This is a genomic window from Archangium sp., assembly GCF_036277355.1.
Taxonomy (GTDB): Bacteria; Myxococcota; Myxococcia; order Myxococcales; family Myxococcaceae; genus Archangium.
Genome location: NZ_DASUNC010000191.1, coordinates 1 through 22411, shown reverse-complemented (window position 1 = coordinate 22411; position 22411 = coordinate 1). Strand labels below are relative to the sequence as shown.

At 68.8% G+C, this 22411-nt stretch carries 15 protein-coding genes and 1 pseudogene; 5 read left to right on the top strand and 11 right to left on the bottom strand.

Annotated features, from left to right (window positions below; translation table 11 throughout):
* Positions 1–39 precede the first annotated feature (39 nt).
* The 8 genes from VFZ09_RS46695 to VFZ09_RS46660 all read right to left on the bottom strand — a co-directional run bounded on the left by VFZ09_RS46695 (position 40) and on the right by VFZ09_RS46660 (position 11146).
* Complete coding sequence (locus VFZ09_RS46695) at positions 40–1065, bottom strand: inorganic phosphate transporter (RefSeq protein ID WP_329734324.1); 1026 nt, start codon at positions 1063–1065, stop codon at positions 40–42.
* Entirely contained in the window at positions 1065–1691 is a 627-nt protein-coding gene (locus VFZ09_RS46690) for a DUF47 domain-containing protein (RefSeq protein WP_329734323.1), read from the bottom strand. The genes VFZ09_RS46695 and VFZ09_RS46690 overlap by 1 nt, the downstream gene beginning before the upstream one ends.
* Positions 1692–1797: 106 nt before the next feature.
* On the bottom strand, positions 1798–2151 hold the full coding sequence (locus VFZ09_RS46685; protein ID WP_329734322.1) for a response regulator transcription factor: 354 nt from the start codon (positions 2149–2151) through the stop codon (positions 1798–1800).
* Positions 2152–2268: 117 nt separating this feature from the next.
* On the bottom strand, positions 2269–3795 hold the full coding sequence (locus VFZ09_RS46680; RefSeq protein ID WP_329734321.1) for a pyridoxal phosphate-dependent decarboxylase family protein: 1527 nt from the start codon (positions 3793–3795) through the stop codon (positions 2269–2271).
* 25 nt (positions 3796–3820) lie between these two features.
* Positions 3821–5434 (bottom strand): FGGY-family carbohydrate kinase, encoded by a 1614-nt coding sequence (locus VFZ09_RS46675; protein ID WP_329734320.1) that lies wholly within the window; start codon positions 5432–5434, stop codon positions 3821–3823.
* 122 nt (positions 5435–5556) lie between these two features.
* Positions 5557–8214: an efflux RND transporter permease subunit gene (locus VFZ09_RS46670; RefSeq protein WP_329734319.1), complete on the bottom strand. Its 2658-nt coding sequence runs from the start codon at positions 8212–8214 to the stop codon at positions 5557–5559.
* 159 nt (positions 8215–8373) lie between these two features.
* Positions 8374–10473, bottom strand: a complete 2100-nt coding sequence (locus VFZ09_RS46665) for a gliding motility protein (protein ID WP_329734318.1) — start codon at positions 10471–10473, stop codon at positions 8374–8376.
* 97 nt (positions 10474–10570) lie between these two features.
* On the bottom strand, positions 10571–11146 hold the full coding sequence (locus VFZ09_RS46660) for an ABC transporter substrate-binding protein (protein ID WP_329734317.1): 576 nt from the start codon (positions 11144–11146) through the stop codon (positions 10571–10573).
* A gap of 244 nt (positions 11147–11390) precedes the next feature.
* Here VFZ09_RS46660 and metK point away from each other — a divergent pair, with 244 nt between their 5' ends.
* Together metK and ahcY are read left to right on the top strand one after the other, a co-directional pair.
* Positions 11391–12572, top strand: a complete 1182-nt coding sequence (metK, locus tag VFZ09_RS46655; protein ID WP_329734316.1) for a methionine adenosyltransferase — start codon at positions 11391–11393, stop codon at positions 12570–12572.
* 93 nt (positions 12573–12665) lie between these two features.
* Positions 12666–13973, top strand: coding sequence for an adenosylhomocysteinase (gene ahcY / locus VFZ09_RS46650; protein ID WP_329734315.1), 1308 nt, complete (start codon positions 12666–12668; stop codon positions 13971–13973).
* Here the strand turns inward: ahcY and sthA are convergent.
* Positions 13939–15366, bottom strand: a complete 1428-nt coding sequence (sthA, locus tag VFZ09_RS46645) for a Si-specific NAD(P)(+) transhydrogenase (RefSeq protein WP_329734314.1) — start codon at positions 15364–15366, stop codon at positions 13939–13941. The genes ahcY and sthA overlap by 35 nt on opposite strands.
* 313 nt (positions 15367–15679) lie before the next feature.
* Between sthA and VFZ09_RS46640 the strand changes: the two genes are divergently transcribed.
* The 3 genes from VFZ09_RS46640 (at position 15680) to VFZ09_RS46630 (ending at position 20920) form a co-directional block, all read left to right on the top strand.
* On the top strand, positions 15680–17029 hold the full coding sequence (locus VFZ09_RS46640) for a glycoside hydrolase family 1 protein (protein WP_329734313.1): 1350 nt from the start codon (positions 15680–15682) through the stop codon (positions 17027–17029).
* Between the two features lie 78 nt (positions 17030–17107).
* Positions 17108–19339: a mucoidy inhibitor MuiA family protein gene (locus VFZ09_RS46635; RefSeq protein WP_329734312.1), complete on the top strand. Its 2232-nt coding sequence runs from the start codon at positions 17108–17110 to the stop codon at positions 19337–19339.
* A 12-nt stretch (positions 19340–19351) separates the two neighbouring features.
* A complete protein-coding gene (locus tag VFZ09_RS46630; protein WP_329734311.1) occupies positions 19352–20920 on the top strand; it encodes a mucoidy inhibitor MuiA family protein in 1569 nt (522 codons plus the stop codon).
* Positions 20921–21361: 441 nt separating this feature from the next.
* Here VFZ09_RS46630 and VFZ09_RS46625 read toward each other — a convergent pair whose 3' ends face one another.
* Entirely contained in the window at positions 21362–21955 is a 594-nt protein-coding gene (locus tag VFZ09_RS46625; protein WP_329734367.1) for an immunity 52 family protein, read from the bottom strand.
* A 99-nt stretch (positions 21956–22054) separates the two neighbouring features.
* Positions 22055–22411: pseudogene (locus tag VFZ09_RS46620) on the bottom strand (hypothetical protein); the annotation flags it as partial.

The window sequence follows — 22411 nt, the reverse complement described above, 5'->3', positions numbered from 1 at the left end:
TCCCGGCACGGGAGAGGGGCGCCCGTTTCTACACCACTCTCACCCCACCGCCATCACGACGAGCCGGGACAGTCCGTAGACGAGCACGGCCATGAGCGCCGAGGCGGGGATGGTGAACACCCACGCCCAGATGATGCGGCCGGCCGTGCCCCACTTCACCGCGCGCCAGCCCTTCGTCGAGCCCACGCCCGTGATGGCGCCCGTGATGGTGTGCGTCGTGGACACCGGGATGCCCAGCTTCGCCAGCGCGATGATGGTGACGCCTCCGCCCGTCTCCGCCGCGAAGCCGCCAATGGGCGCCAGCTTCGTGAGGCTGTGTCCCATCGTCTTCACGATGCGCCACCCTCCGAAGAAGGTGCCCAGCGCGATGGCCGCGTGGCACGAGATGATCATCCACCAGTCGATGTGGAAGGGCCGGTCCTTCCAGATGGTGCCGAACAGCACCACCGCGATGATGCCCATCACCTTCTGCGCGTCATTCGTGCCGTGGCTGTAGGAGAAGATGGCCGACGACACGAGCTGCAGCCGCCGGAACCACGTGTCCACCTTCAGCGGCGTCTGCTTGTGCACCGTCCACGTGCTCGCCACCATCAGCGCCGTGCCCAGCACCATGCCGATGAGCGGCGAGAGCACGATGAAGGCCGCGATCTTCGCGATGCCCGAGCCCACCAGCCCCGCCATCCCGAGCACCGGCAGCGTGGCTCCAATCATTCCTCCCGCCAGCGCGTGCGAGGACGAGGACGGCAGGCCCCACCACCACGTCAGCAGGTTCCACGCGATGGCTCCCATCAGCGAGGAGAAGATGACCAGCAGCACCGCCTGCGGGCCCGCCGCCCGCAGCATCTCGAAGTCGATGATGCCCTTGCCCATGGTGTTGGCCACCTTCACCCCGCCGCCAAACGCCGCGATGAAGTTGAAGAAGGCCGCCCACGCCACCGCCAGGTTCGGCGACAGCACCCGCGTGGACACCACCGTGGCGATGGAATTGGCCGCGTCGTGAAAGCCGTTGATGAAGTCGAAGACGAGCGCGACCGCGACGATGAGGACAACCGCCGTGAGCAGCATTACGAGTGCTCCAGGACCACGCCTTCGATGACGTTCGCCACTCCCTGACACTTGTCCGTGGCCGTCTCGATGAGGTCGTAGATCTCCTTCCACTTGATGATCGTCAGCGGGTCCGCGCCGCTCTTGAAGAGCCGGCCCAGGCCCGCGCGCAGCACCTCGTCCGCCTGCGTCTCCAGCCGCTTGATCTCCTTGCAGCCGGCGAGGATCTGCTCGGGCTTCTTGATGAGCCGCAGCGCCGCCACCACCTCCTGCACCTTCTCGGCGCTGAGCACCAGCAGCCGCGCCAGCTCGGTGGCGTCCGGCAGGGTCGTCTGGATCTCGTAGTAGTGGATCCGCGCCGCCGCGGCGTTGGTCAGGTCCAGCACGTCGTCGATGCGCCCCAGCAGCGTGTGGATCTGCGCCCGGTCGAACGGGGTGATGAACTGCTTGTGCAGCCGGTTGAAGGCGGTGTGCGTCACCTCGTCGCCCTTGTGCTCAATGTCCTTCAGGGCCTGCACCCGGGCGCCCACGTCCCGGAAGTCGCTCAGCAGGGTGTGCAGCATGCGGGCGCCTTCCACCGTGACAGCACACTGGGCATCGAAGTCGTCGAAGAACTCATCCGACTTGGGCATCAGCTTCTCGAGCATCGCGCTTCTCCTGGGCCGGACTCGACGCGTCCAGTCACCCATCCGTTGCGAGGGCGTGACTACAACACCTGCGCATAAGTACCAGCATGAAAGATGAGTGGGAGCTTCAGGGAGTTCGTAGCAGCGCTGTGACACGCGCCACCACCTCCTGAACCTTGAAGGGCTTGAGGATGACCTCCGCCCCCGGGAGGCGGGCGTGGGCATCCGGACGGGCGGAGATCACCAGGACGCGCAGGGGGCGCGTGGCCGGGCCGGCCCGGAGCTGGCGGTACAGCTCCGCTCCATCCATGTCGGGCAACATCAGATCCAACAGGACCAGGTCCGGGAGGGCCTCGTGCACCCGCGCCAGGGCTTCCGCTCCCGTATGCGCCTGGGTGGTGGTGAAGCCGGCCCGCCCGAGGTTGTACGCCAACAGCCCCGCCAGGTCCGGCTCGTCATCGACGATCAGGATGTGCGGCATGCGCGGACTGTAGGTGCCCGCGGTTCACGCGCTCGTGACACTTCTGTGACACCTGGGGCGGAGCCGCACTCGCCGCCCGGGTCACCGAGCCGCCGCGTCCGGCGGCTCCGCGAGCGATCAGACCTTGTAGATGAGGTCCATGTACTTCTTGAGCAGATCGCTCAAGAGCCCGCGGAAGGGCACGGTGCCCGCCATGCCGTAGACGGGCGCCATGGTGCCCTTCTCCTCCGGGTGGGCGCGCACGTGCTCGACGCCGGCCTTCAGGTCCTCGAGGAAGCGCTCGGCCACGCCGGGCTGCGTGTGCCGCTGGGTGACGCACAGGTGCACCGCGGCCGGCTTGTGCAGCCCGTTGAGGCTCCAGCCCTTCTCGCCCATGTGCTCCATCACCTTGTAGATGTTCACGTCGTCCGAGCCGAAGGCGATGACGAAGAGCGGCTCTCCGAGCACGTGCAGGCCCGGGATGGCGCGGATGCCCCGCTTGAGGGTGTCCGCCGTCTCCAGGATGCGGCGGGTGGCGTCCAGGTAGCCCTCCTCACCGGTGGCCACGAGCGAGGCCCAGGCGGCCGCGATGAGCGCCCCGGGCCGGCTGCCGGAGAAGGTGGGGGAGAAGTAGATGCCGCCGGGCCACTCGGTGGCGGTGAAGTACTGGTACGAGCGCAGCGCGGTGCCCCGGTACAGCACCACGGACGTGCCCTTGGCCGCGTAGCCGAACTTGTGCGTGTCCGCGGACATGGTCGTCACCCCGGGCAGCCGGAAGTCGAACTCCGGCACCGGGTAGCCCAGCTTGCGCGCCCACGGCAGCACGAAGCCGCCCAGGCACGCGTCGGTGTGGAAGCCGATGCCCCGCTTGCGCGCCAGCTCCGACAGCTCCTCGATGGGATCGATCACCCCATGCGGGAACCCCGGCGCCGAGCCGATGAGCACGATGGTGTTGCGGGTGATGGCCTTGCGCGTGGCCTTCACGTCCGCGCGGTAGTCCGGCCCCACCGGCACGCGCACCATCTTGATGCCGAAGTAGTGCGCGGCCTTGTCGAAGGCCGGGTGCGCGCTCGAGGGCGCCACCATCTCGGGATGGGTGATGCCCTTCGTGTCGCGAGCCCAATCCCGGTACGTCTTCATCGCGAGCATGATGCTCTCGGTGCCACCGGAGGAGAGCGCGCCGCAGATGTGCTCGTCCGGCGCCCGGCCCGCGTTGGCCTCGGCGGCGCCGAGCATGTGGGCCGTCATGGCCACCACCTCGGCCTCGAACTTGGTGGCGCTCGGCCACAGGTCCGCGTGCAGCGGGTTGGCCTGCGAGTTGATCGCATACACGCGGTTGAGGAAGTCGATGTGGCTGGAGTCCCCGTGGTACACGGCGCCCGACACGTAGCCGTCCTTCCAGCGGTCCTCCTCCTTCGCGCGCATCTCCTCCATCTGCTCGAGCACCTCCTCGTGCGAGAGGCCCTTGGCGGGCAGCGCTTCGAAGGTGGGCGTCTGGCCGCGGTAGGGCTTCAGTCCGCCCTCCAGGTCGGCCAGCATCGAGTCCGTCTCCTTCTCCAGCCGGTCTCGCAGCAGGGGGATGTTCTTGAGGTACCGCTCCGCCGCCGACAGCAGGCGGGGAGGGACGCGGTTGAGGAGGTTCGTTCCGAGCTCGGGTAGATCCATGGGTTGCAGTGCTCCCGTGTTCGACTCAGGCGCTCCGGGCGCGGTTGAGCCGCGCGAAGATGGCCTTGTTGGACTTGTAGAGGTTCACGAATTCGCCGAAGAGCTCGTCATAGAGCCCGCGATTCTGGGGGTTGGGCTCGAAGGTGTTCGCCACGGGAACGAGCGAGGGAATCTCGTCCACCGTGAGGTGTCCGAGCGCCAGGGCCGCCTGGAAGGCCGCGCCGCGCGCGTTGGCGAGCACGGGCTCGTCCACCTGTTGGATGCGCCGGTCCAGCACGTCGGCCATGATCTGACACCACAGCCGGGAGCGCGCTCCGCCGCCAATGATGCGGAGCGAGTCCAGCCTGCGGCCAACGAACTTCTCCACGTAGGTGAAGAGCCAGCGCGAGTTGTAGGCCACGCCCTCGAGCACGGCGCGCACCATGTGTCCGCGCGTCGTCTTGAGGGACTGGTTGAAGAAGCCGCCGCGCAGGTACTGGTCATCCACGGGGCTGCGCTCGCCGTTGAGCCAGGGCATGAAGATGAGCTGGTCGCTGCCCGCGGGGACACTCGCGGCCGCCTTCTCGAGCACCTGGTAGAGGTCCGCCGGGGCCTGGCCCGGGTCTCCAGTGTTGCCGTGGCGGGCGAGCTCCTCGTGGCCGAAGAGGATGTTGTCCTTGAGGAAGGACAGACAGAGGCCGGCGGACTCCTGCTCGTTGGTGAGGATGTAGCGGCCCGGGAGCGCCGAGGGCAGGGTGCCCATCTGGTGGAAGACGTCCGTCTTCTTGAAGGGCAGGTGGGCGGCGATCCACGAGGACGTGCCGACGCACAGGTGGGGCTCGAAATCGCGCACCGCCCCCGAGCCCACGGCGGCGGCGAGGATGTCCGGAGCGCCGGTGATGACCTGGACCTTCTCGCTCAATCCCAGGGCGCGGGCGGCCTCGGGTTGCAGCGGGCCGAGCACGCTGGCGGCGGGCACCAGGTCGGGCAGCTTCTCGCGCGGCAGGCCCGCGAGCTGGAGCAGCTGCTCGGCGTAGTGGATGCGCTGGAGGTCCCGGTTGTCGGTGACCCAGTGCAGGGTGATGGTGTCGAAGGAGGAGGCGAAGCGGCCGCTCAACCGCAGGTTGAGCCAGTCCTTGGGCTCCAGGAACTTGTAGGTGTCGCGGTAGAGCTGGGGGTGCTCGCTCTTCAGATAGAGGATGTGGCCGAACGGGTCCTTCCCCGAGAGGGTAGGCGCGCCGCCGGTCAACCGCACCCAGGTAAGCAGGCGGGCGAGGCCGAAGCCCTCGACGGGCATGAAGCCGTGGGCGGCGCGACGCACGTGGGGAGCGCCACGCGAGTCCATCCAGATGATGGCGGGATGCAGGGGCTTGCCGCGCTCGTCCACGGCGACGGTGCCGGACCACTGGGAGCTGATGTTGATGCCGACGATGTCGTCCGCGGAGACGACTCCCTTGCCGAGCAGGCGGCGGGTGGCGCGGACGATGGCGGACCACCATGCCTCGGGGTCCTGCTCGGCGCCCCCGTCGGGCAGCAGCTGGACCGCCTGGGGCTCTACCTCTCCGCCGACGATGGAGCCGCGGAGGGTGACGGCCGCCAGCTTCACGGCCGAGGTCCCGAGGTCGATGGCGAGGATGCAGGGGTTCCCGGAAGTAGGCACCCCGCAAATGTAACGAGCCCGGGCCGGGAAGGGACATTTCGCGTCTCCTTCCCCGGAGCCCGGGCTCTTTCTCACTTCACGAGACCCGGTACTTTCCGGGCCCCTGTCTCAGCGGGAGTGCTTCAGGCCGCCTCGGACTCGTCGTCCTTGGAGGGCGACGGGGAAGGCGTATGCGCCACGCCGTCCTGCACCTTGCGCGGCAGCCGATCCCACATCACCTGCATCACGGCGGCGAGCACCGTGAAGGACACCACCAGCGTGGTGATGAGGCCGATGCACGCCACGAGGCCCATGGACTTCAGGCCGTTGTGGCTGGCGATCAGGAGAGCGGCGAAGCCCGCGGCCGTCGTCAGCGTGGACGAGGCGACCGCCGCGCCCACGCTGCGCAGCGCCACCACGGGCGAGGTGCCCTCCAGGAAGCGGTGCAGCAGGTAGAGGCCGTGACTCACGCCGAAGCCCAGCAGGATGGGCAGGATGATGATGTTCATGAAGTTCAGGTGCAGATCGAACATCGTCATCAGGCCGAGCATCATCGCCAGACCCACCGTGAGCGGGATGACGGAGGCCAGCGCCAGCTTCACGTTGCGGAAGTCCAGGTAGTGCATGACGAGGATCCACAGCGTCACCAGCATCACGGTGAGCTGGCCGTCGCCGAGCACGATGCGCGCCAGCCGCGCGAAGAGCTGGGCCGCGCCCGCCGCGCGGCGCACCTGGGCCTCGGCGATGACGTGGCCCTGCGCATCCTTCACCTCGGGGGTGGGGATGTTGTTCGTCTGGTCCACGAACGTGAGCATCTTCTTGCCGTCCCACAGGTCCACGCTCGGGTAGATGAACGTCAGGTAGCCGTGGTTCTCCGGCTTCGTCTCCGGCAGGTGGCGGAACTGCGAGGCGTAGATCTCCGGCACCCCGTGCACGTCATAGGGCCGGGCCTCCAGCATCTTCTTGAAGAGGGCCGCCTTCTCCTGCGCCTCCGGAGGCAGCGCCGCCACGTCGATGTCCTTCAGCTCCTCCTGCCACTCCTGGAGGATTTTGGCGTTGGCCGCGGCGCGCTCCGGGGGTGGCACGAAGGTGTAGATGCTCACCACCTGATCGATGGCCGAGTACTTCGTCTTGCGCTTCTCCGGATCCTCGAGCTCGTCGTAGATGGCCTTCGCCTCCTCCAGCGTCTTGCTGTAGACGGCGATGGGATCGGCGGACATGTCGAAGCGCTGGCTGATCTCATCCTGCAGCTTCACCGACGACTGGCCCTCGGGGATGAGGGCGCGGCTGTTGTAGTTGAAGCGGATGCCGGCCTTGATGCGGTCCGCGAAGGAGGCGGGCTTGTCCGTGGGCACGTCCACGTCGCTCCACGGGACGGCGAAGAAGCACAGGATGGCCACGATGACGGTGCTGACGCCGAGCATCAGGCCCGGCTTGGGGATGCGCAGCTCCTTGCCCGTGGTGGCGCTCTGGGTGGCCGGCGGCTTCATCTCGCCGATGAGCTTCTTGGGCAGCTCGGGGTTGATGCGGCCGGCGATCGCCAGCAGCGCCGGGCTCCAGGCGAAGAGCAGCACGCCGATGATGAAGGTGCCGCAGCCGGCCAGGAAGCCGAACTGGCTGAAGCCGCGGAACTCGCTGACCATCAGCACGAAGAACGAGCCCGACGTCACCACCGCGGACACCAGCGCCGGCCGGCCCGCGTTCACGATCGCGTCCTGGATGGCCTGGTCATACGGCTTGCCCTGGCCCAGCTCCAGCCGCGTGCGGAAGATGAAGTGCAGGCCGTAGTCGATGCCGAACCCCAGCAGCAGCGCGCCCAGGATACTGGTGATCATGTTGAGCTCGCCCACGGTGAGGTAGGTGAAGCCCATGGTGATGATGGTGCCAATCACCGTGCCGATGGACACGATGAGCGTGGGCACGATCTTCCGGAAGGCCAGGATGGTGATGAAGAAGATGGCCGCGAACGCCAGCAGCGACACCGGCTCGAGCGACTCCTCGATGGCGTACGAGTCATCCACCGCCGTCTTGTAGGAGCCGGTGAAGCCGTAGGCCACCAGCGTCTTGTCGCCCATCTTGTCGTAGTCCTCGACGAGCTGCACGCCGCCGGACTTCTCGCTCTGGGAGTAGGCCGCCAGGTCCTTGCGCAGCTTCTCCACGTAGACCTTCGTCTTGCCGAGCTGGTTGGAGTCCCACATCGGCTTGATGAGGATGAGCATCATCTTCCGGTCCTTGGAGATGTAGTAGTCATCCCGGATGCTCTTCTTGCCGACGCTGCTGTACTTGTCGACGAGGTCCTGCATCTCGAGCTTCACCGGCTCGGTCTTCTGGATCTCGATGAAGAAGGGGTTGTTGCGGCGCAGCTGATCCTTGAGGTACGCCATGATGCGGCGCTTGCCCTCGGCCAGGTCCTCCGTCTTGATGAAGAGGCCCATCTGCTGCTGCACGAACTCGACGGGCACCTTGTAGGTGATGAAGCGGACGTTCTCCTTGTCCGCGTTCAGCCCGGCCGCGATGTCGTCGGCGACCTTCTTGAGCGTGGCCTCGTCCTCGCCGCGCAGGCCCATGATGAGGTAGCCGCTGCCACCCACCATGTCGATGACGCGCTTGACGTCCTTCACCTCGGGCAGGTCCTGCGAGATGAGGTCGAGCTGGTTGGAATTGATGGTCAGCTTCGTGGTTCCCCACAATGCCGCGCCGGTCAGCGCGAGGATCGCGAGGATGACGAGCCCGGGCCTGCGCACCATCAATCTGGCGTAGGCGAGAGCAAAGCGGGGCGTCTTGTGGGTCGAGTCACTCATGCGGTCGCGGACCCTACCGGAGAACCGCCCTGTTCAGAAGCACGGTGAGAACCCTCGGCTGCCCGGCTGCTGCGACTCCCTCTCCCTCTGGGAGAGGGGTGGGGTGACGGTCAAAATATTCCCCGGTTTTTCGAGTCCGGGATTTCAACCAGGGTGGACTCAGGCCCTGGGGGGCAACAGGAAGGCGCGGGGCTCTCGCAGGAAGCGCGCGCTCATCAGCCGCACCAGCCGCACCACGTCCCGCACCGGCACGTCCCGCGCCCGCAGGGCCACGCCGAGGGCCAGCGAGAAGGACACCCCGAAGTTGATGGCCAGGGTCACTCCAATGCCACCCAGGGCCGCGAGGAAGTCCGGCCGCAGCACCGCCGTGGGCCCCAGCGCGTAGCCGGCCAGGCACAGCTGCCCGAAGGACAGCGTCACGTGCCGCACGTCCAGGGGCAGTCCGAAGAAGTTGCCCACCACCGGAGGCAGCGCCAGCAGCACGCCGATGCTCACGTTGCCCCCCAGCCCGGCGATGTTCCGCGAGAAGAGGCCCGCCAGCTTCTTCGCCCCCGTGTCGCCCAGCGCCCGCCGCAGCACCCGGTGGTGCGCGAGCGCCTCGGGGATGCGCCGGTACACCGCCCAGTTCTCCACCCACCCAGCCACGAGGCTGGACAGCCACAGCAGCACCCCCGTGAGCGCCGCGTAGAAGACGGTGCCGCTGTGCCACGGGTGGAGCGCGTCCACCACGTAGTGGGCCTGGGCCGGGTTGAGCAGCGGGCGCCCCTTCCACCACGCGAAGAGTATCGACAGCCCCACCGCCGCCGGCAGCACCGTGCCCATGTTCGCCAGCGCCGTGGCGATCTGCGAGCGCGTGATGCGGGGAATCAGCTCCACCAGGTGCGACAGCCGCCCGCCCGTGCCGCCCGTGCCGCCGATGGCGCTCCCCAACGTGGCCGCCGTCATGGACGGCTGCTTGGTGGCCAGCGTGGAGCCCGTCACCTGCATCATCAGGAAGCTGCCCACGTAGGTGCCCGCCAGCGCCAGCCCGTAGAAGAAGGGCGCCAGCGCGAGCGTGGCCGCGTACAGCTTGAGGATGGCGGTGACGGCCGTGATGAGCCCGCCTCCCGCCGCCGAGTGCACCAGGTGGTGGTACTCGTCCCGCGTGGTGGAGATGTAGTGCTCGCCCGAGTGGCCCGCGCGCTCGATGACCTTGCGAGCCAGCAGCCGCGCGTTGCTCGCCACCACCGCCCGCACCGAGCGGTCCGTGTGCGCCCGGCGCAGCAGGTCCGCCACCAGCACGAGCCCCTCGCGCCAGCGCGCCTCGCCCGGCGCCGCGCCCAGCACCCGGGCGATGGCCTCCATGCGCTCCAGGCTCCGGCGGATGCGCTCCAACCGGTACACCAGGTCCACGCTCACCCCGTACTGCTCCAGGTGGCTGGAGACGATGGCCACCACCTGCCGGCACTCCTCCACCACGTCCCCGAGCTCCCGCAGCGAGTCCGGCGCGGCGTCGCGCGCCAGCACGCCCTCGCACACCCGGCGCAGTTTCAGGAAGGGCGAGGCCCGGAAGGACACCTCCGGACAACGGTCCCTCACGTCCTCGGCCAGTCCCAGGGCCGCCGTCTGCACGGCGAGCAGGCCCAGGGCATCCACCAGCGAGGCCCGCACCACCAGCGCCGGGCTCCTCACGGGAGGCAGGGTGCCGCCCTGCGACAGGTCGGCGAGCCGCGCCAGCAGCTCGGGCGGCAGGGCCTCCAACCAGTCCGCGTCCTCGGGGTCCGGAAACAGCCGCAGCAACAGCTCCGAGAGCTGATGGTCCTCGGGCGGCGAGGGCAACAGGCGGCGGGCGAGCCGGTCCAACACCTCGCCGAAGAAACCCAGTCCGGCGGGCAGGCCCACCTGGGAGAAGAGCTTCAGTCCGCTCGTCGCGGCCATCACCTCGCGCACCAGGGCGGCCACGGGCTCACGGGCGGAGGCTCTCGCCTCCAGCACCCGGAGCAACAGGGCCAGGCGCGTCACCACCGCGGGGGCCTCGGGCTCGGCGGGCTCCATCAAGCCGAGCGCGGGCTTGGGGTCCCTCAGCCAGGCGACGCAGCGCTCCACCCACTCCAGGCGGGCTTCCAGGCCCTCCGTGGGTACATCGGCCAGCAGGTGCTGGAGGTCCCTCACGGCCGGGTGGCCCGGGGCGCGTGGGGCGAACTGCACGCAGAAGGCGTCCACCTCGCGGGAGGAGCGTCCTTCTCGCACGGGGACGGGCTGGGGCAGCGGACGGGACATCGGCCCCTCCTCTCTACTTCACCTGTCCCCGAGTACAACCGGCTTCACCTCCGGGCGCCCGGCTGCCCGGCTCCCGGAGGTGGAATAACCACTACTTCTACTTCTTGCTCAGCTCGGCTTCCTTCGCGCGCATCAGCTCCAGCAGCTTGTCCCAGCCCCCCTGCTTCAGGATGGGCCGCACCTGGTCATCGCGGATGCCGGTGAGCATCGAGTCGCCGAGCACCGCCACGTCCAGCACCTTCCAGCCGCCCTGGCTCTTCACCACGGTGTACTGGAGCTTCATCTCCTGCTTCTTCAGCGGGTGCTCGATGACGACGGTGGACTTCACGTTCGCCTTGTCGCCCTCCACGGCCGGGTCGTCATAGGTGATGGAGGCCAGGTTCTTGAAGTTCTCGCGCACCTTGGGGAAGGCGATCTTCGCGAAGAGGCTGTTGAAGAGCTTCGTGAACTCCTTGCGCTGGGCGTCGGTGCCCTTCTCCCAGTCCTCGCCGAGGAGGAAGCGGCCCTGCTCCTCGTTGGCGAGCTGCTTGAGGGCCAGGTCATCCTTGCTGTAGCGCACGGACTGCACGACGGTCTTCACCGGCTTGGCAATGGTCTCATTGGGCGCGGCGAGCGCGGGGAGGGCAAAGGCGAGGGTGGCCAGCAGGGTCAGGGAGCGGAGACGGGCGTTCATTCAGGTCCTTCCTTCAGAGGGCTGCCTCTGTAGCGCAATGGAACGGCTGGGAGCGCGCGAAATTCACGCGGCGCCCGGCGTGGGGCCCGGGGGCCAGGCCGCCTGCCCGGTGTGCTCGAAACACGCCATGCGGGCGAATTTTCCGCTTGTCTCGGGGTTTGACTCCCCTGGAGCCCAACGTTTAGTGTCCCCGCTCTTCTAAGCCGTTGACGTGGGCCGTACCCCCTCCGAAGCCGAAGACGACATGCCGACCGACTACCTGTTCACCTCTGAATCCGTCACTGAAGGGCACCCGGACAAGATCGCCGATCAGATCTCCGACGGCGTGCTGGACGCCATCCTCTCCAAGGATCCCCAGGGCCGCGTGGCCGTGGAGACCCTGGTGAAGACGGGCCTGGCCATCGTCGCCGGCGAGGTGACCACCAACTGCTACGTCGACATCCCGAAGATCGTCCGCAGCACGATCTGCCGCATCGGCTACACCGACAGCTCCATGGGCTACGACGGCAACACCTGCGGCGTCATGGTGGCCATCGAGGGCCAGAGCCAGGACATCGCCCGGGGCGTGGACAACAAGAAGGAGCAGGGCGCCGGCGACCAGGGCATGATGTTCGGCTTCGCCTGCGACGAGACGCCGGAGCTCATGCCGGCTCCCATCCACTACGCCCACGCGCTCACCCGGCGCCTGGCCGACGTGCGCCGCAAGACGCACGACTGGCTGCGCCCGGACGGCAAGAGCCAGGTCACCGTCGAGTACCGCAACGGCCGCCCGGCCCGCATCGACGCGGTGGTGGTGTCCACTCAGCACTCGGATGACGTCTCCAACAAGCGCATCCACGAGGCCATCCGCGAGGACGTCATCGCCAAGGCGCTGCCCAAGAAGCTCATCGACGCCAAGACGAAGATCTACATCAACCCCACCGGGCGCTTCGTCATCGGCGGCCCCATGGGCGACTCGGGCGTGACGGGCCGGAAGATCATCGTGGACACCTACGGCGGCATGGGCCGTCACGGTGGCGGCGCCTTCTCGGGCAAGGATCCGTCCAAGGTGGACCGCTCGGCGGCGTACATGGGCCGGCACATCGCCAAGACGGTGGTGGCCGCGGGCCTGGCTCGCCGCTGCGAGGTGCAGGTCTCCTACGCCATCGGCGTGGCCGAGCCCGTGAGCGTGCTGGTGGACACCTTCGGCACGGCCACCGTGCCCGAGGAGCGCATCCAGCAGGCCATCCGTCACACGTTCGGCCTCAAGCCCCGTGAGATCACCGAGTACCTGGATCTGCTGCGGCCCATCTACCAGAAGACCGCCGCGTACGGTCACTTCGGCCGCTCCGAGAAGGAGTTCACCTGGGAGCGCACCGACAAGAAGGACGCGCTGCGCGAGGCCGTGGCGGGCCCGGCCGGCACCTCCCGGCTGAAGGCCGTCTGATTCGACGCTGAACGTCTCAAGTGGTTGAAACGCGCGTGAGCCCCGGTAAGGCTCACGCGCGTTTTCATTTTCTCCACCCCCGGAAGGACTCCCATGGCGAAGGTCGTGAGCCTCAAGAAGCGGACGAAGGTCAACCAGGCCCCGGTGCACGCGGACATCCAGGATCCGCTCCAGGCGGAGAAGGGCCGCGGCCGCATCGAGTGGGCTGGCCGCACCATGCCGGTGCTGAACCAGATCCGCGAGCGCTTCGCGAGGCAGAAGCCGCTGAAGGGCGTGCGGCTGGCGGCGTGTCTGCACGTGACGGCGGAGACGGCCAACCTGGTGCTCGCCCTGAAGGAGGGCGGCGCGGACGTGGCCCTGTGCGCCTCCAACCCGCTGTCCACCCAGGACGACGTGGCGGCCTCGCTGGTGGTGGACCACGCCATCTCCGTCTTCGCCATCAAGGGCGAGGACAACGACACCTACTACCGCCACATCCACGAGGCGCTGAACACGCGGCCCCAGCTCACCATGGATGACGGGGCGGACGTGGTGGGCGTGCTGCACAACGAGCGCACGGAGCTGCTGGAGCACGTCATCGGCGGCACCGAGGAGACCACCACGGGCGTGGTGCGCCTGCGCGCCATGGCGAAGGAGGGCGTGCTGAAGTACCCGATCATCGCCGTCAACGACGCGAAGACGAAGCACCTCTTCGACAACCGCTACGGCACGGGCCAGTCCACCATCGACGGCATCATCCGCGCCACCAACCGGCTGCTGGCCGGCAGCGTCTTCGTGGTGGCCGGCTATGGCTGGTGCGGCCGTGGCCTCGCGATGCGCGCCCGCGGCATGGGCGCCGACGTGGTCGTCACCGAGGTGGATCCCACCACCGCGCTCGAGGCGGTGATGGATGGCTTCCGCGTCATGCCCATGAGCGAGGCGTGCCGCATCGGCGACTTCTTCTGCACGGTGACGGGCAACATCGACGTCATCCGCCAGGAGCACTTCGAGAAGATGAAGGACGGCGCCATCGTCTCCAACTCGGGCCACTTCAACGTGGAGATCGACCTGAAGACGCTGCACCGCATGGCCAAGGGGCGCACGTCCCTCCGCGAGTTCGTGGAGGAGTTCACCCTCGAGAATGGCAAGCGCATCATCGTCCTGGGCGAGGGCCGCCTCATCAACCTCGCCTCCGCCGAGGGCCACCCCTCCAGCGTGATGGACATGTCCTTCGCCAACCAGGCGCTCGCCAGCGAGTACATGGTGAAGAACCACCGCAAGCTGGAGAAGAAGGTCTACGCGGTGCCGGAGCACCTGGACCAGGAGATCGCCCGGCTGAAGCTCAAGGCCATGGGGGTGAAGATCGACAAGCTCACCCCCGAGCAGATCAAATACCTGGGCTCCTGGCAGGAAGGGACCTGACCTTCTCCAGCGCGTCGTAGGTGGCCGTCTTGTAGGCCTCGGAGAGCGTGGGGTAGTTGAAGCACGTCTCCACGAAGAGCCGGGCGCTGGCGCCCGTCATCAGCGCCAGCAGCCCCACGTGCACCAGCTCCGAGGCCTGCTCGCCCAGCACGTGCACGCCCAGCAGCCGCAGGTCCTCCTTGCGGAAGAGCAGCTTCAGCAGTCCGTGGTGCTCGCCAATGATCTGCCCGCGCGCGTTGGTGGAGAAGGCGGCCCGGCCCACCACGTAGGAGATGTCCTTGGCCCGGAGTGCCTCCTCCGTCTCGCCCGCCATGGACACCTCGGGGATGGTGTAGATGCCGTAGGGCAGCACCGGCGACAGCTTGTTGTTGTTGAGGTCTTCCAGCCCGAACGCGTGCATCACCGCGATGCGCGCCTGCTCCATGGACGTGGACGCCAGCGCCGGGAAGCCGATGACGTCTCCCACCGCGTAGATGCCGGGCACCGCCGTCTGGTACTCGGGCCCCACCTCCACCTGGCCTCGCGCGCCCAGCTTCACGCCCACTGCCTCCAGCCCCAGCCCCGCCGTGTTCGCCGAGCGCCCCGAGGCCACCAACACCTGGTCCACCTCCAGTTGCTCGCCGTCCTTCAGCGTCAGCCGGATGGGCGCCTTCGGGTCCGGCGGCACCTCCACCGCCTCCACCGTGTGCCCCAGCCGCATCTTCACCCCGAGCGCCTCCATCCGCTGCTTCAGCAGCGCGGAGACTTCATCGTCCAGGAAGGGCAGCAGCTCGGCCTTGGGGTCTATCAGCGTCACGGGAATCTTCAGCGCGGCGAACATGCAGGCGTACTCGGAGCCGATGACGCCCGCGCCCACCACCGCCAGCGCGCGCGGCAACCGCTGGATGTCGAGCAGCTCGTCCGAGTCGTGCACGCGCGGATCGCCAAACGGATACAGCGGCGGGCGGAAGGGCGAGGAGCCCGTGGCCACCAGGATGACGTCCGCCGTCAGCCGCCGCTCCGGCTGGCCGTCGCGGCTCACCACCACCGTGTGCGCGTCCGCCAGCCTGCCCTGGCCGTACACGAGCTCCACCCCGTGGCGCTTCAGGTCCTCCAGAATCCGCTGGCGCTCACCGCCCTTCACCCGCCGCTCCCGGTAGAGGAAGTCCGAGACGGTGGTCTCGTGCGGCAGTTGCGCCTCCACCCCGTAAAGGCCGCGCTGGCGGAAGCCCGAGAGGTACAGCGACGTCTCTCGCAGCGTCTTGGAGGGAATGGTGCCCGTGTTGGCCGCCGTGCCGCCGGGCACGGGCTCCCGCTCCACCACCGCCACCCGCTTGCCATGCAGCGCCGCGTGCACCGCCCCCTTCTCACCAGCGGGGCCGGAGCCGATCACCACGAGGTCGAAATGCGCCATGGCCGGACCCTACGCGAGCCGTCCAGTGGCGCGGAAGGGCCCTGAACGCGGACGGGCCGCCTCCCACTGTTCTTCAGAGGACGCCGGGCAGGGGGAGCACGGGGACGGGCACCCTCACCCCGTCCCTCTCCCGGAGGGCGAGGGGAAATGGGCGCAGTGGGGCAAGGGAGCGGCGGGTTCCGTGGTTCTCAGGCTCTGGAATTGTTGGATAGCTTTACGGACCTGGGGCTGTCGCTGTCCGCGCCTTCTCACCAGTCAACGCAGCGGGCTCGATCACTTCCCGCTCGTCAGTCGGGCCCCTAGCTTGTGTTTCATGGGCACCAATGAATTTCCTCGCGGCTTCACCTTCGGGGTGGCCACCGCCGCTTATCAGGTCGAAGGGCACATCGAGAACGACTGGTCCGAGTGGGAACGTCAGGGGAAGTGCAAGGACCCCAACCACCGCTGCGGCCGCGGCGTGGACCACTGGAACCTCTTCGACCATGACGTCCAGCTCGCCAAGGAGGTGGGCAGCGGGGCGTTCCGTATCTCCCTCGAATGGGCCCGCATCGAGCCCGTCCGCGGCCAGGTGGATGAGTCCGCCGTCGATCAGTACCGCCAGCGCCTGCTGCGCATGAAGGCCGCCGGCATCCGGCCCGTCGTCACCCTCCACCACTTCACCCACCCCCAGTGGTTCCACCGCGAAACCCCCTGGCACGAGCCCTCCTCCGTCGTCGAGTTCCGCCGCTACGCCCGCATCTGCGCGCGCATCCTCGAGGGCCTCGACGCCCTCGTCATCACCTTCAATGAGCCCATGGTGCTGCTGCTCGGCGGCTACCTCCAGGGCGTCATCCCTCCCGGCATCGCGGATGGCACCCAGGCCATGCTCGCGCTCGGCAACATCGCCCGCTCGCATGTCGCCGCCCGCGAGGAGATTCTGCGCGAGTGCGGCCGGTGTGAGATCGGCATCTCGCAGAACATGCTCGCCTTCCGGCCGGACCGCTGGTGGCACCCGCTGGACCGCGCCCTCTCCCGGCTGGCCTTCGACAACTACAACCACGCCTTCCACCGCGCCCTCACCGATGGCGAGCTGCGCATCCAGATGCCCGGCCTCGCCTCCACGCGCCAGCGCATCGACGGCGCCCGCGACAGCGTGGACTTCATGGGCATCAACTACTACACGCGTGCCCATCTGCGCTTCATCCCCAAGCCCCCCTTCCTCCAGTTCCAGTACCGCGACGTCCACGGCCGCGGCCTCACCGACATCGGCTGGGAGGACTACTCCGAGGGCTTCTCCCAGCTGCTCGTCGAGCTGCACCACAAGTACGGCAAGCCCATCTGGGTCACCGAGAACGGCATCGACGATCGCCAGGGCGACCGGCGGCCCCAGTACCTCTACAACCACTGGAGCCAGATGCTCAGCGCCGTCCGCCAGGGCGCCGACGTGCGCGGCTACCTCTACTGGTCCCTCATGGACAACTTCGAGTGGCTCGAGGGCTGGGGGCCCCGCTTCGGCCTCTACTCGGTGGACTTCGAGACGCTCGAGCGCCGGCCCACTCCCGCCTGCCACTACTTCCGCCGCGTCGCCCAGAGCGGCGTGCTCGTGGAGCCGGGGCGCGTGCTCGAGACCTCGCAGTCCGCGCGGCCCATCGCGGCCGTGGCCCCGTCCTCCGCCGCCTTCTGAGCCGCGGGCACCCGCACTCCGCGTGAGGCGGGCCGTCCGCAGGTGACGGCACCGAGGCGAGGGCGCTACAACGGGTGAATGCCCGTTATTGGACTGTCCGTCCTGAGCTCGCTGTGGCTCACGGCGGTGGATGCGCCCGTCACCTCGGTCACCGTCTACAGCGATCGGGCCCGGGTGGTGCGCACGGCCCGGGTGGCCCTCTCCGGCACCCAGCGCGTGGAGTTGCCCCTGTTGTATGGCTCGGTGGACCCCGCCTCCATCCGCGTGGAGGCCCAGGGCGCCGAGGTGACTCGGGTGGACATCCGCTCCGTCGAGTCCGAGGCCCTCCCCGCCACCCTGGCCAGCAAGCTCGTCACCGAGCTGGAGCGGCTGGATGATCAGCTCGCCCAGGTCCGCGCCGAGCGCGAGGCCTACTCCGCCCAGCTCACCGCGCTCGCCAAGGTGCGGCCCTCCGTCACGGACGAGGCGCTGTCCTCCGCTCCTCCTCCCAACGCCAGGGGCGTACCCCAGGGTGCCTCGCGGCTCGATGCCTCCGGCTGGCGCGCCGCCACCGACTTCGTGGTGGAGACCACCGCCCGCCTCCAGGCGAAGCTGCGCGACGTGTCCCAGCGGGAGGAGGCGTTGGACAGGGAGCTGTCCCGCAACGTCCAGGAAGCACGGCGGCTCGGCGGTGAGCCCCGGCGCCGGGGCCTCGAGATCGCTCCCACCCTGTCGGGCCAGGGCTCCGCGACCGTCACCCTCACCTATGTCACCAGCAACGCGCGCTGGTACCCCGCCTATGAGCTGAGGCTCGAGCCGGAGTCCAACCGCGTGCAGGTGGCCTTCTCCGGACGCGTCAGCCAGGAGTCCGGCGAGGACTGGGAGGACGCGGCGCTCACGCTCAGCACCGCCCTGCCCGCCACCGCCACCACCGCGCCGGAGCTCGCCACCTGGAAGATCGGCCAGCGCGAGCGCTTCATTCCCACGCCCGCTTCCGTCCCCGACTCCTGGCGCGCCCCGCCTCCCGCTCCTCCCAAGCCGCCCGCGCCGCCCAACGAGGACCTGCGGATGCGCGCCCGCCTCCTCTCGCTCATCGGCAATGCTTCCTCCGAGCCCGCGCGGCCGGCCTCCGCACCGGCGCAGCAGAACTTCGCGGACGAGCGCTCGCGGTCCCAGGCCTCGGCGGGAACCAGCACCATCGTCGGCACCGTCGTGACCGCGGACACGAAGCGGCCCGTGGCGGACGTGGTCGTCACGGCCACCTCGCCCAACCTCCCGGGCGAGCAGATCGTGGTGACGGATGCCCAGGGCCAGTACCGCCTCCCCCAGCTCCCGCCGGGCCTCTATTCCCTGCGCTTCGACAAGGAGTCGTTCAAGCCGATCCATCGCTCGGAGATCCAGCTGCGGCAGGCTCGCACCATCCGGGTGAACGTGGAGCTGCTGCCCGAGACCTTCTCCGAGGAGCTCGCGATCGTCGCCGCGCCGCCCACGGTCGACGTGGGTGCCACCAGCGCCGGCGTCAGCGTCGATCAGGATTACGTCCGGCGCATCGCGACGAACCGGCCCGGGGCCAAGGCGGGTGCCTCGCGGTCCTTCGAGAGCCTCGCCGGGTCCGCTCCTGGCGCGGTGGAGGTGGATGTCCCCGTGGGCCTCGCGCCGCCCGAGGGCTGGCGGCGGCCCGTGGTGGATCCACGTCTGCCCGCCTCGCTCGCGGGCGGCTACGCGCTGGCCTTCCCCTCGCAGCGCCGCGAGACGGTGCTCAGCGGCAAGGGCGAGCGGCGCGTGCCCCTCTTCACCGAGACGTGGCCCGTGCAGGTGGAGCGCAAGCTGTACCCCGCGCTCACCCCCAATGCCTTCCTCGTGGCGGAGCTGCGCAGCCCCTCGCGCCAGGTGATGCCCGGGGGAGACGCGCAGCTCTTCGTCGGCGCGGACCCCGCCGGCCAGGCCCGGCTCACCCTCGTGTCCCCGGGCGAGCCCTTCACCCTGCCCCTGGGCATCGACTCCGCGGTGCGCCCGGTGCGCAACGTGAAGCTCGTCACGAGCGAGAAGGGCCTCATCGGCAAGGACGACGTCACCGAGTACCTCGTCACCCTCGAGGTGGCCAACCCGTACCCCTTCCCCCTCCCGGTGCAGCTCCACGACCAGTGGCCGCTGTCGCGCAGCGAGGACGTGGAGGTGAAGCTGGTGCGCACCGAGCCCTCCGCCGAACAGGACCCGGCGAAGGGCACGCTCTTGTGGCGCCTGACGGTGCCACCCTCGGAGAAGAAGGGGGTGTCCTTCCTGTACACCGTCCGCCACCCGAAGGGCTGGCGCCTGGAGCAGTCGCAGTAGCGAGGAGCCACCATGTACAGCCTGCCCTTGATGATGCTGGCGCTCGCCGCCCCCGCGAAGGTGTCCTCCGTCGTCGTCTACCCGGACCGCGCCCTGGTGACGCGCGTGGAGACGGTGGCCTGCACCGGCCGCCCGCTCGCCGTCTTCGAGTCCGTTCCGCCCGCCGCCGATCCCTCCAGCTTCCGCGCCCGCTCCGAGGACGCCACCGTGGAGAGTCTCGTGGCCGAGGAGCGCACGCGCCAGGCGGAGTTCAGCCCGGAGCTGGAGGCCCTGCGCAAGAAGCGCGAGGCGCTGGAGCGCGAGCTGGTGGAGCTGGGAGACGCCCGCGCCCGTGCCCAGTCGTTGCAGCAGCTCGGTGAGAGCCTCACCGAGGTGACGGTGAAGCGGGTGGCGCGCGAGCTCACCGAGCCGAAGCCGGATGCCCGCGCGTGGACCCAGGCCTTCGACACCGCGCTGGATGCCCGGTTGCGCGCCGCCTCCGAGCTGTCCTCCCGGGCCGCCCGCATGCGCGAGGTGCAGCGGGAGTTGGACTCGCTGCGCAGCCGGGAGGGATTCCTCTCCGCCTCGGCCGCGCGCATGGAGCGGCGGGTGGAGGTCCGGCTGGCCTGTCCCGCCGAGGGCCGCGCCCGCGTGGAGCTCCAGTACGTGGTGGGGGGCGCGGGCTGGACGCCCTCGTACGAGGCGCGCGCCGACGAGGCCGCCCATCAGGTGGAGCTCTCCACCTTCGCCACCGTGAGCCAGTCCACCGGCGAGGATTGGAGCGGGGTGCGGCTGGCGCTCTCCACCGCCCGGCCCCGCGACAACGCGACGCCGCCGGAGCTGAAGCCCCTCACGCTGAGGGCCTGGGAGCGCCGCGCCGAGAAGAAGGTGCTGGTCCGCCGCGACGAGGTGCAGCAGCACGCCCAGGCCGGAGGGCAGACGCCGGGCGAGACGGACGGCGCGCTGCAGGCGGCCTCGCAGGGCATCTCCGTGCAGCTGCTGGTGCCCGAGCTGGCCCAGGTGCCCGGAGAGGGCACGGCCGTGCGGCTGCGCGTGGCGCGCACGAAGCTGAAGTCCTCCTTCGTCTGGCGCACCGTGCCCAAGCTGCACCCGGTGGTGTTCCGCGTGGCCCGCCTCGTCAACGGCGCGCCCTTCCCGTTGCTGCCGGGCCCCGTGGACATGTTCCGGGACTCCGGTTTCATTGGCCGCCAGGAGTTGGAGCAGGTACCCCAGGGCGGTGCCTTCCAGCTCACCTTCGGCCTCGAGGAGTCGCTGCGCGTGGAGCGCGTGGTGGTGCAGGAGATCGCCCGCGACGAGGGCCTCTTCGGTGGCCGGCGCCGCTTCCACTACGCCTACCGCTTCAACCTGGCCAACTACCGCCAGCGCCCCGAGGTGGTGGAGGTGGCCGAGCACATCCCCGTCTCCGAGCTCGACGACGTGACGGTGGAGCTGGACGCCAAGAAGACGACGCCCGGCCACGCCGTCGAGGCGATGGATGGCATCGTCACCTGGAAGCTGACGCTCGCACCCTCGGAGCAGCGCTCCGTGGACCTCACCTTCCACGTGGATGTGCCCTCCAGCTACGACATGCAGGGGCTGTAGGGGCGGGATGCCGTCGAACTTCTCTTCGGGTGTGGGACGCCTGGAGCTACCGCGCCGAGGCGTGGCGGCAGGTGGCGGTGGAACTGGGTGCGCTGGCCCTGAGTGCGGTTGCCCGCTCCTCGAGCGGTGGCCACGGGCCCGCCCGGCCTCGCGCTCAGCACCTCGTCTACCACCGGAGCACTGGTAGACGTCTACCACTCAAGGCGTACATTGACACACGCGGAACTACATGGCTGGTAGGCGTCTACCAGTCAAGCCCACCCACAGTGACATTCACCTTCGAGCCCGGAGAGGGGTGGACGCGAGGTGACCGGGTTGGTGGGACACCGTTCCGTGCTCGTGCGCGGCAAGCTCTGAGCCGCAGGGCGCCCGCATTGTGTTCGCCGAGTTGAGCCGCACCGCAACACGAAGTCGGTGGCGCTGGTTTCAGGGCGCTCCGGGCTACAGGAGGCCGGCCCTGTTCAGTAGCTCGTGAACACGCTTGCCAGGCTCGACGTGCTCGGGACTTTCTGCGATGAGGCGCTCGGGCGTGAGGACGATGAGCGTTCCCTTGTCCTCCACCGGCTCCAAGCGCACGGGCGCGGATAACGGCGGAACCCTGCCCTGGCTGTGCGGGAAATACATGATCCAGCCCACGAAGTTCTCCGCGTTGTCATCCGGTCTCACCGCATCACGGTGCATGGTTGAGGTGGCGAGGGCGGACTCGGGCTCCCAGGCCCGTACCATGCTCCGTACCAGCTCGGCGAGAACGGGCTCGCTCAGCACCCGCTCCGCATTCGGCCCCCGGGCTGGCAAATTGACCACACAGCAGTTGGATTGCCCTTCGCTATAACCGCCGCAGTAGAAGCTGAAGCCACACGAGTCGTAGGGGTCGGGCTCGCCATTCCGCGCCCAGACAGAGTAGCCGAGCTCCTCGAACTGCCGACCCTGCCTCGCCGGCCCCGCTTCTCGAGGGCCTCGCCGGAGGCCTCGATGGGGCGCTTCCGTATTCGTTGAAGAGGCGTTGGATGGCCCTGGCGGCCTTCTCCTCCGCAGTGAAACTCCGCCTCTTCCTTCGCCCCATGAACACTACCTCCCGTGTAGCCGACTTATGAGGTGTGTCCACAAAACCGGGGCAGGCTCATGTTTCGCCCTTCAGTCCCGGTGCCGCTCCGCCACGCGGTAGAGCCAGGTGAGGGAGCAGTCCAGCAGCGACTGTCGCGACCGCATGTAGTTGCGGGCCCGGGCGAAGGGAAGCCACACGCGGTTGCCCACGAGGACCTGGGCCTCCTCGAGCTTCTGGCGCGGAATCCATTTGCCGCCCAGGTTGTGCACCAGCACCTCGCCCAGGTACGCGCCAATGGCGGGCATCGCGTGCTCGTCGATGGCTTCGCGCAGGCGGCTCTTCGGGAATTCCTCCTTCCAGAAGTAGAAGTCGGCATCCGTGAGCGACTCGGGCGTGGCCTTGAAGACGGAGGGCACCTCCGAGTGCAGCAGCGCCACGAGGTGCTC

Excerpts from the sequence above, each read along its gene's own strand:
- VFZ09_RS46695 (WP_329734324.1), bottom strand. The coding sequence starts at position 1,065 with ATGCTGCTCACGGCGGTTGTCCTCATCGTCGCGGTCGCGCTCGTCTTC.
- VFZ09_RS46690 (WP_329734323.1), bottom strand. The coding sequence starts at position 1,691 with ATGCTCGAGAAGCTGATGCCCAAGTCGGATGAGTTCTTCGACGACTTC.
- VFZ09_RS46685 (WP_329734322.1), bottom strand. The coding sequence starts at position 2,151 with ATGCCGCACATCCTGATCGTCGATGACGAGCCGGACCTGGCGGGGCTG.
- VFZ09_RS46680 (WP_329734321.1), bottom strand. The coding sequence starts at position 3,795 with ATGGATCTACCCGAGCTCGGAACGAACCTCCTCAACCGCGTCCCTCCC.
- VFZ09_RS46670 (WP_329734319.1), bottom strand. The coding sequence starts at position 8,214 with ATGAGTGACTCGACCCACAAGACGCCCCGCTTTGCTCTCGCCTACGCC.
- VFZ09_RS46665 (WP_329734318.1), bottom strand. The coding sequence starts at position 10,473 with ATGTCCCGTCCGCTGCCCCAGCCCGTCCCCGTGCGAGAAGGACGCTCC.
- VFZ09_RS46660 (WP_329734317.1), bottom strand. The coding sequence starts at position 11,146 with ATGAACGCCCGTCTCCGCTCCCTGACCCTGCTGGCCACCCTCGCCTTT.
- metK (WP_329734316.1), top strand. The coding sequence starts at position 11,391 with ATGCCGACCGACTACCTGTTCACCTCTGAATCCGTCACTGAAGGGCAC.
- ahcY (WP_329734315.1), top strand. The coding sequence starts at position 12,666 with ATGGCGAAGGTCGTGAGCCTCAAGAAGCGGACGAAGGTCAACCAGGCC.
- sthA (WP_329734314.1), bottom strand. The coding sequence starts at position 15,366 with ATGGCGCATTTCGACCTCGTGGTGATCGGCTCCGGCCCCGCTGGTGAG.
- VFZ09_RS46640 (WP_329734313.1), top strand. The coding sequence starts at position 15,680 with ATGGGCACCAATGAATTTCCTCGCGGCTTCACCTTCGGGGTGGCCACC.
- VFZ09_RS46635 (WP_329734312.1), top strand. The coding sequence starts at position 17,108 with ATGCCCGTTATTGGACTGTCCGTCCTGAGCTCGCTGTGGCTCACGGCG.
- VFZ09_RS46630 (WP_329734311.1), top strand. The coding sequence starts at position 19,352 with ATGTACAGCCTGCCCTTGATGATGCTGGCGCTCGCCGCCCCCGCGAAG.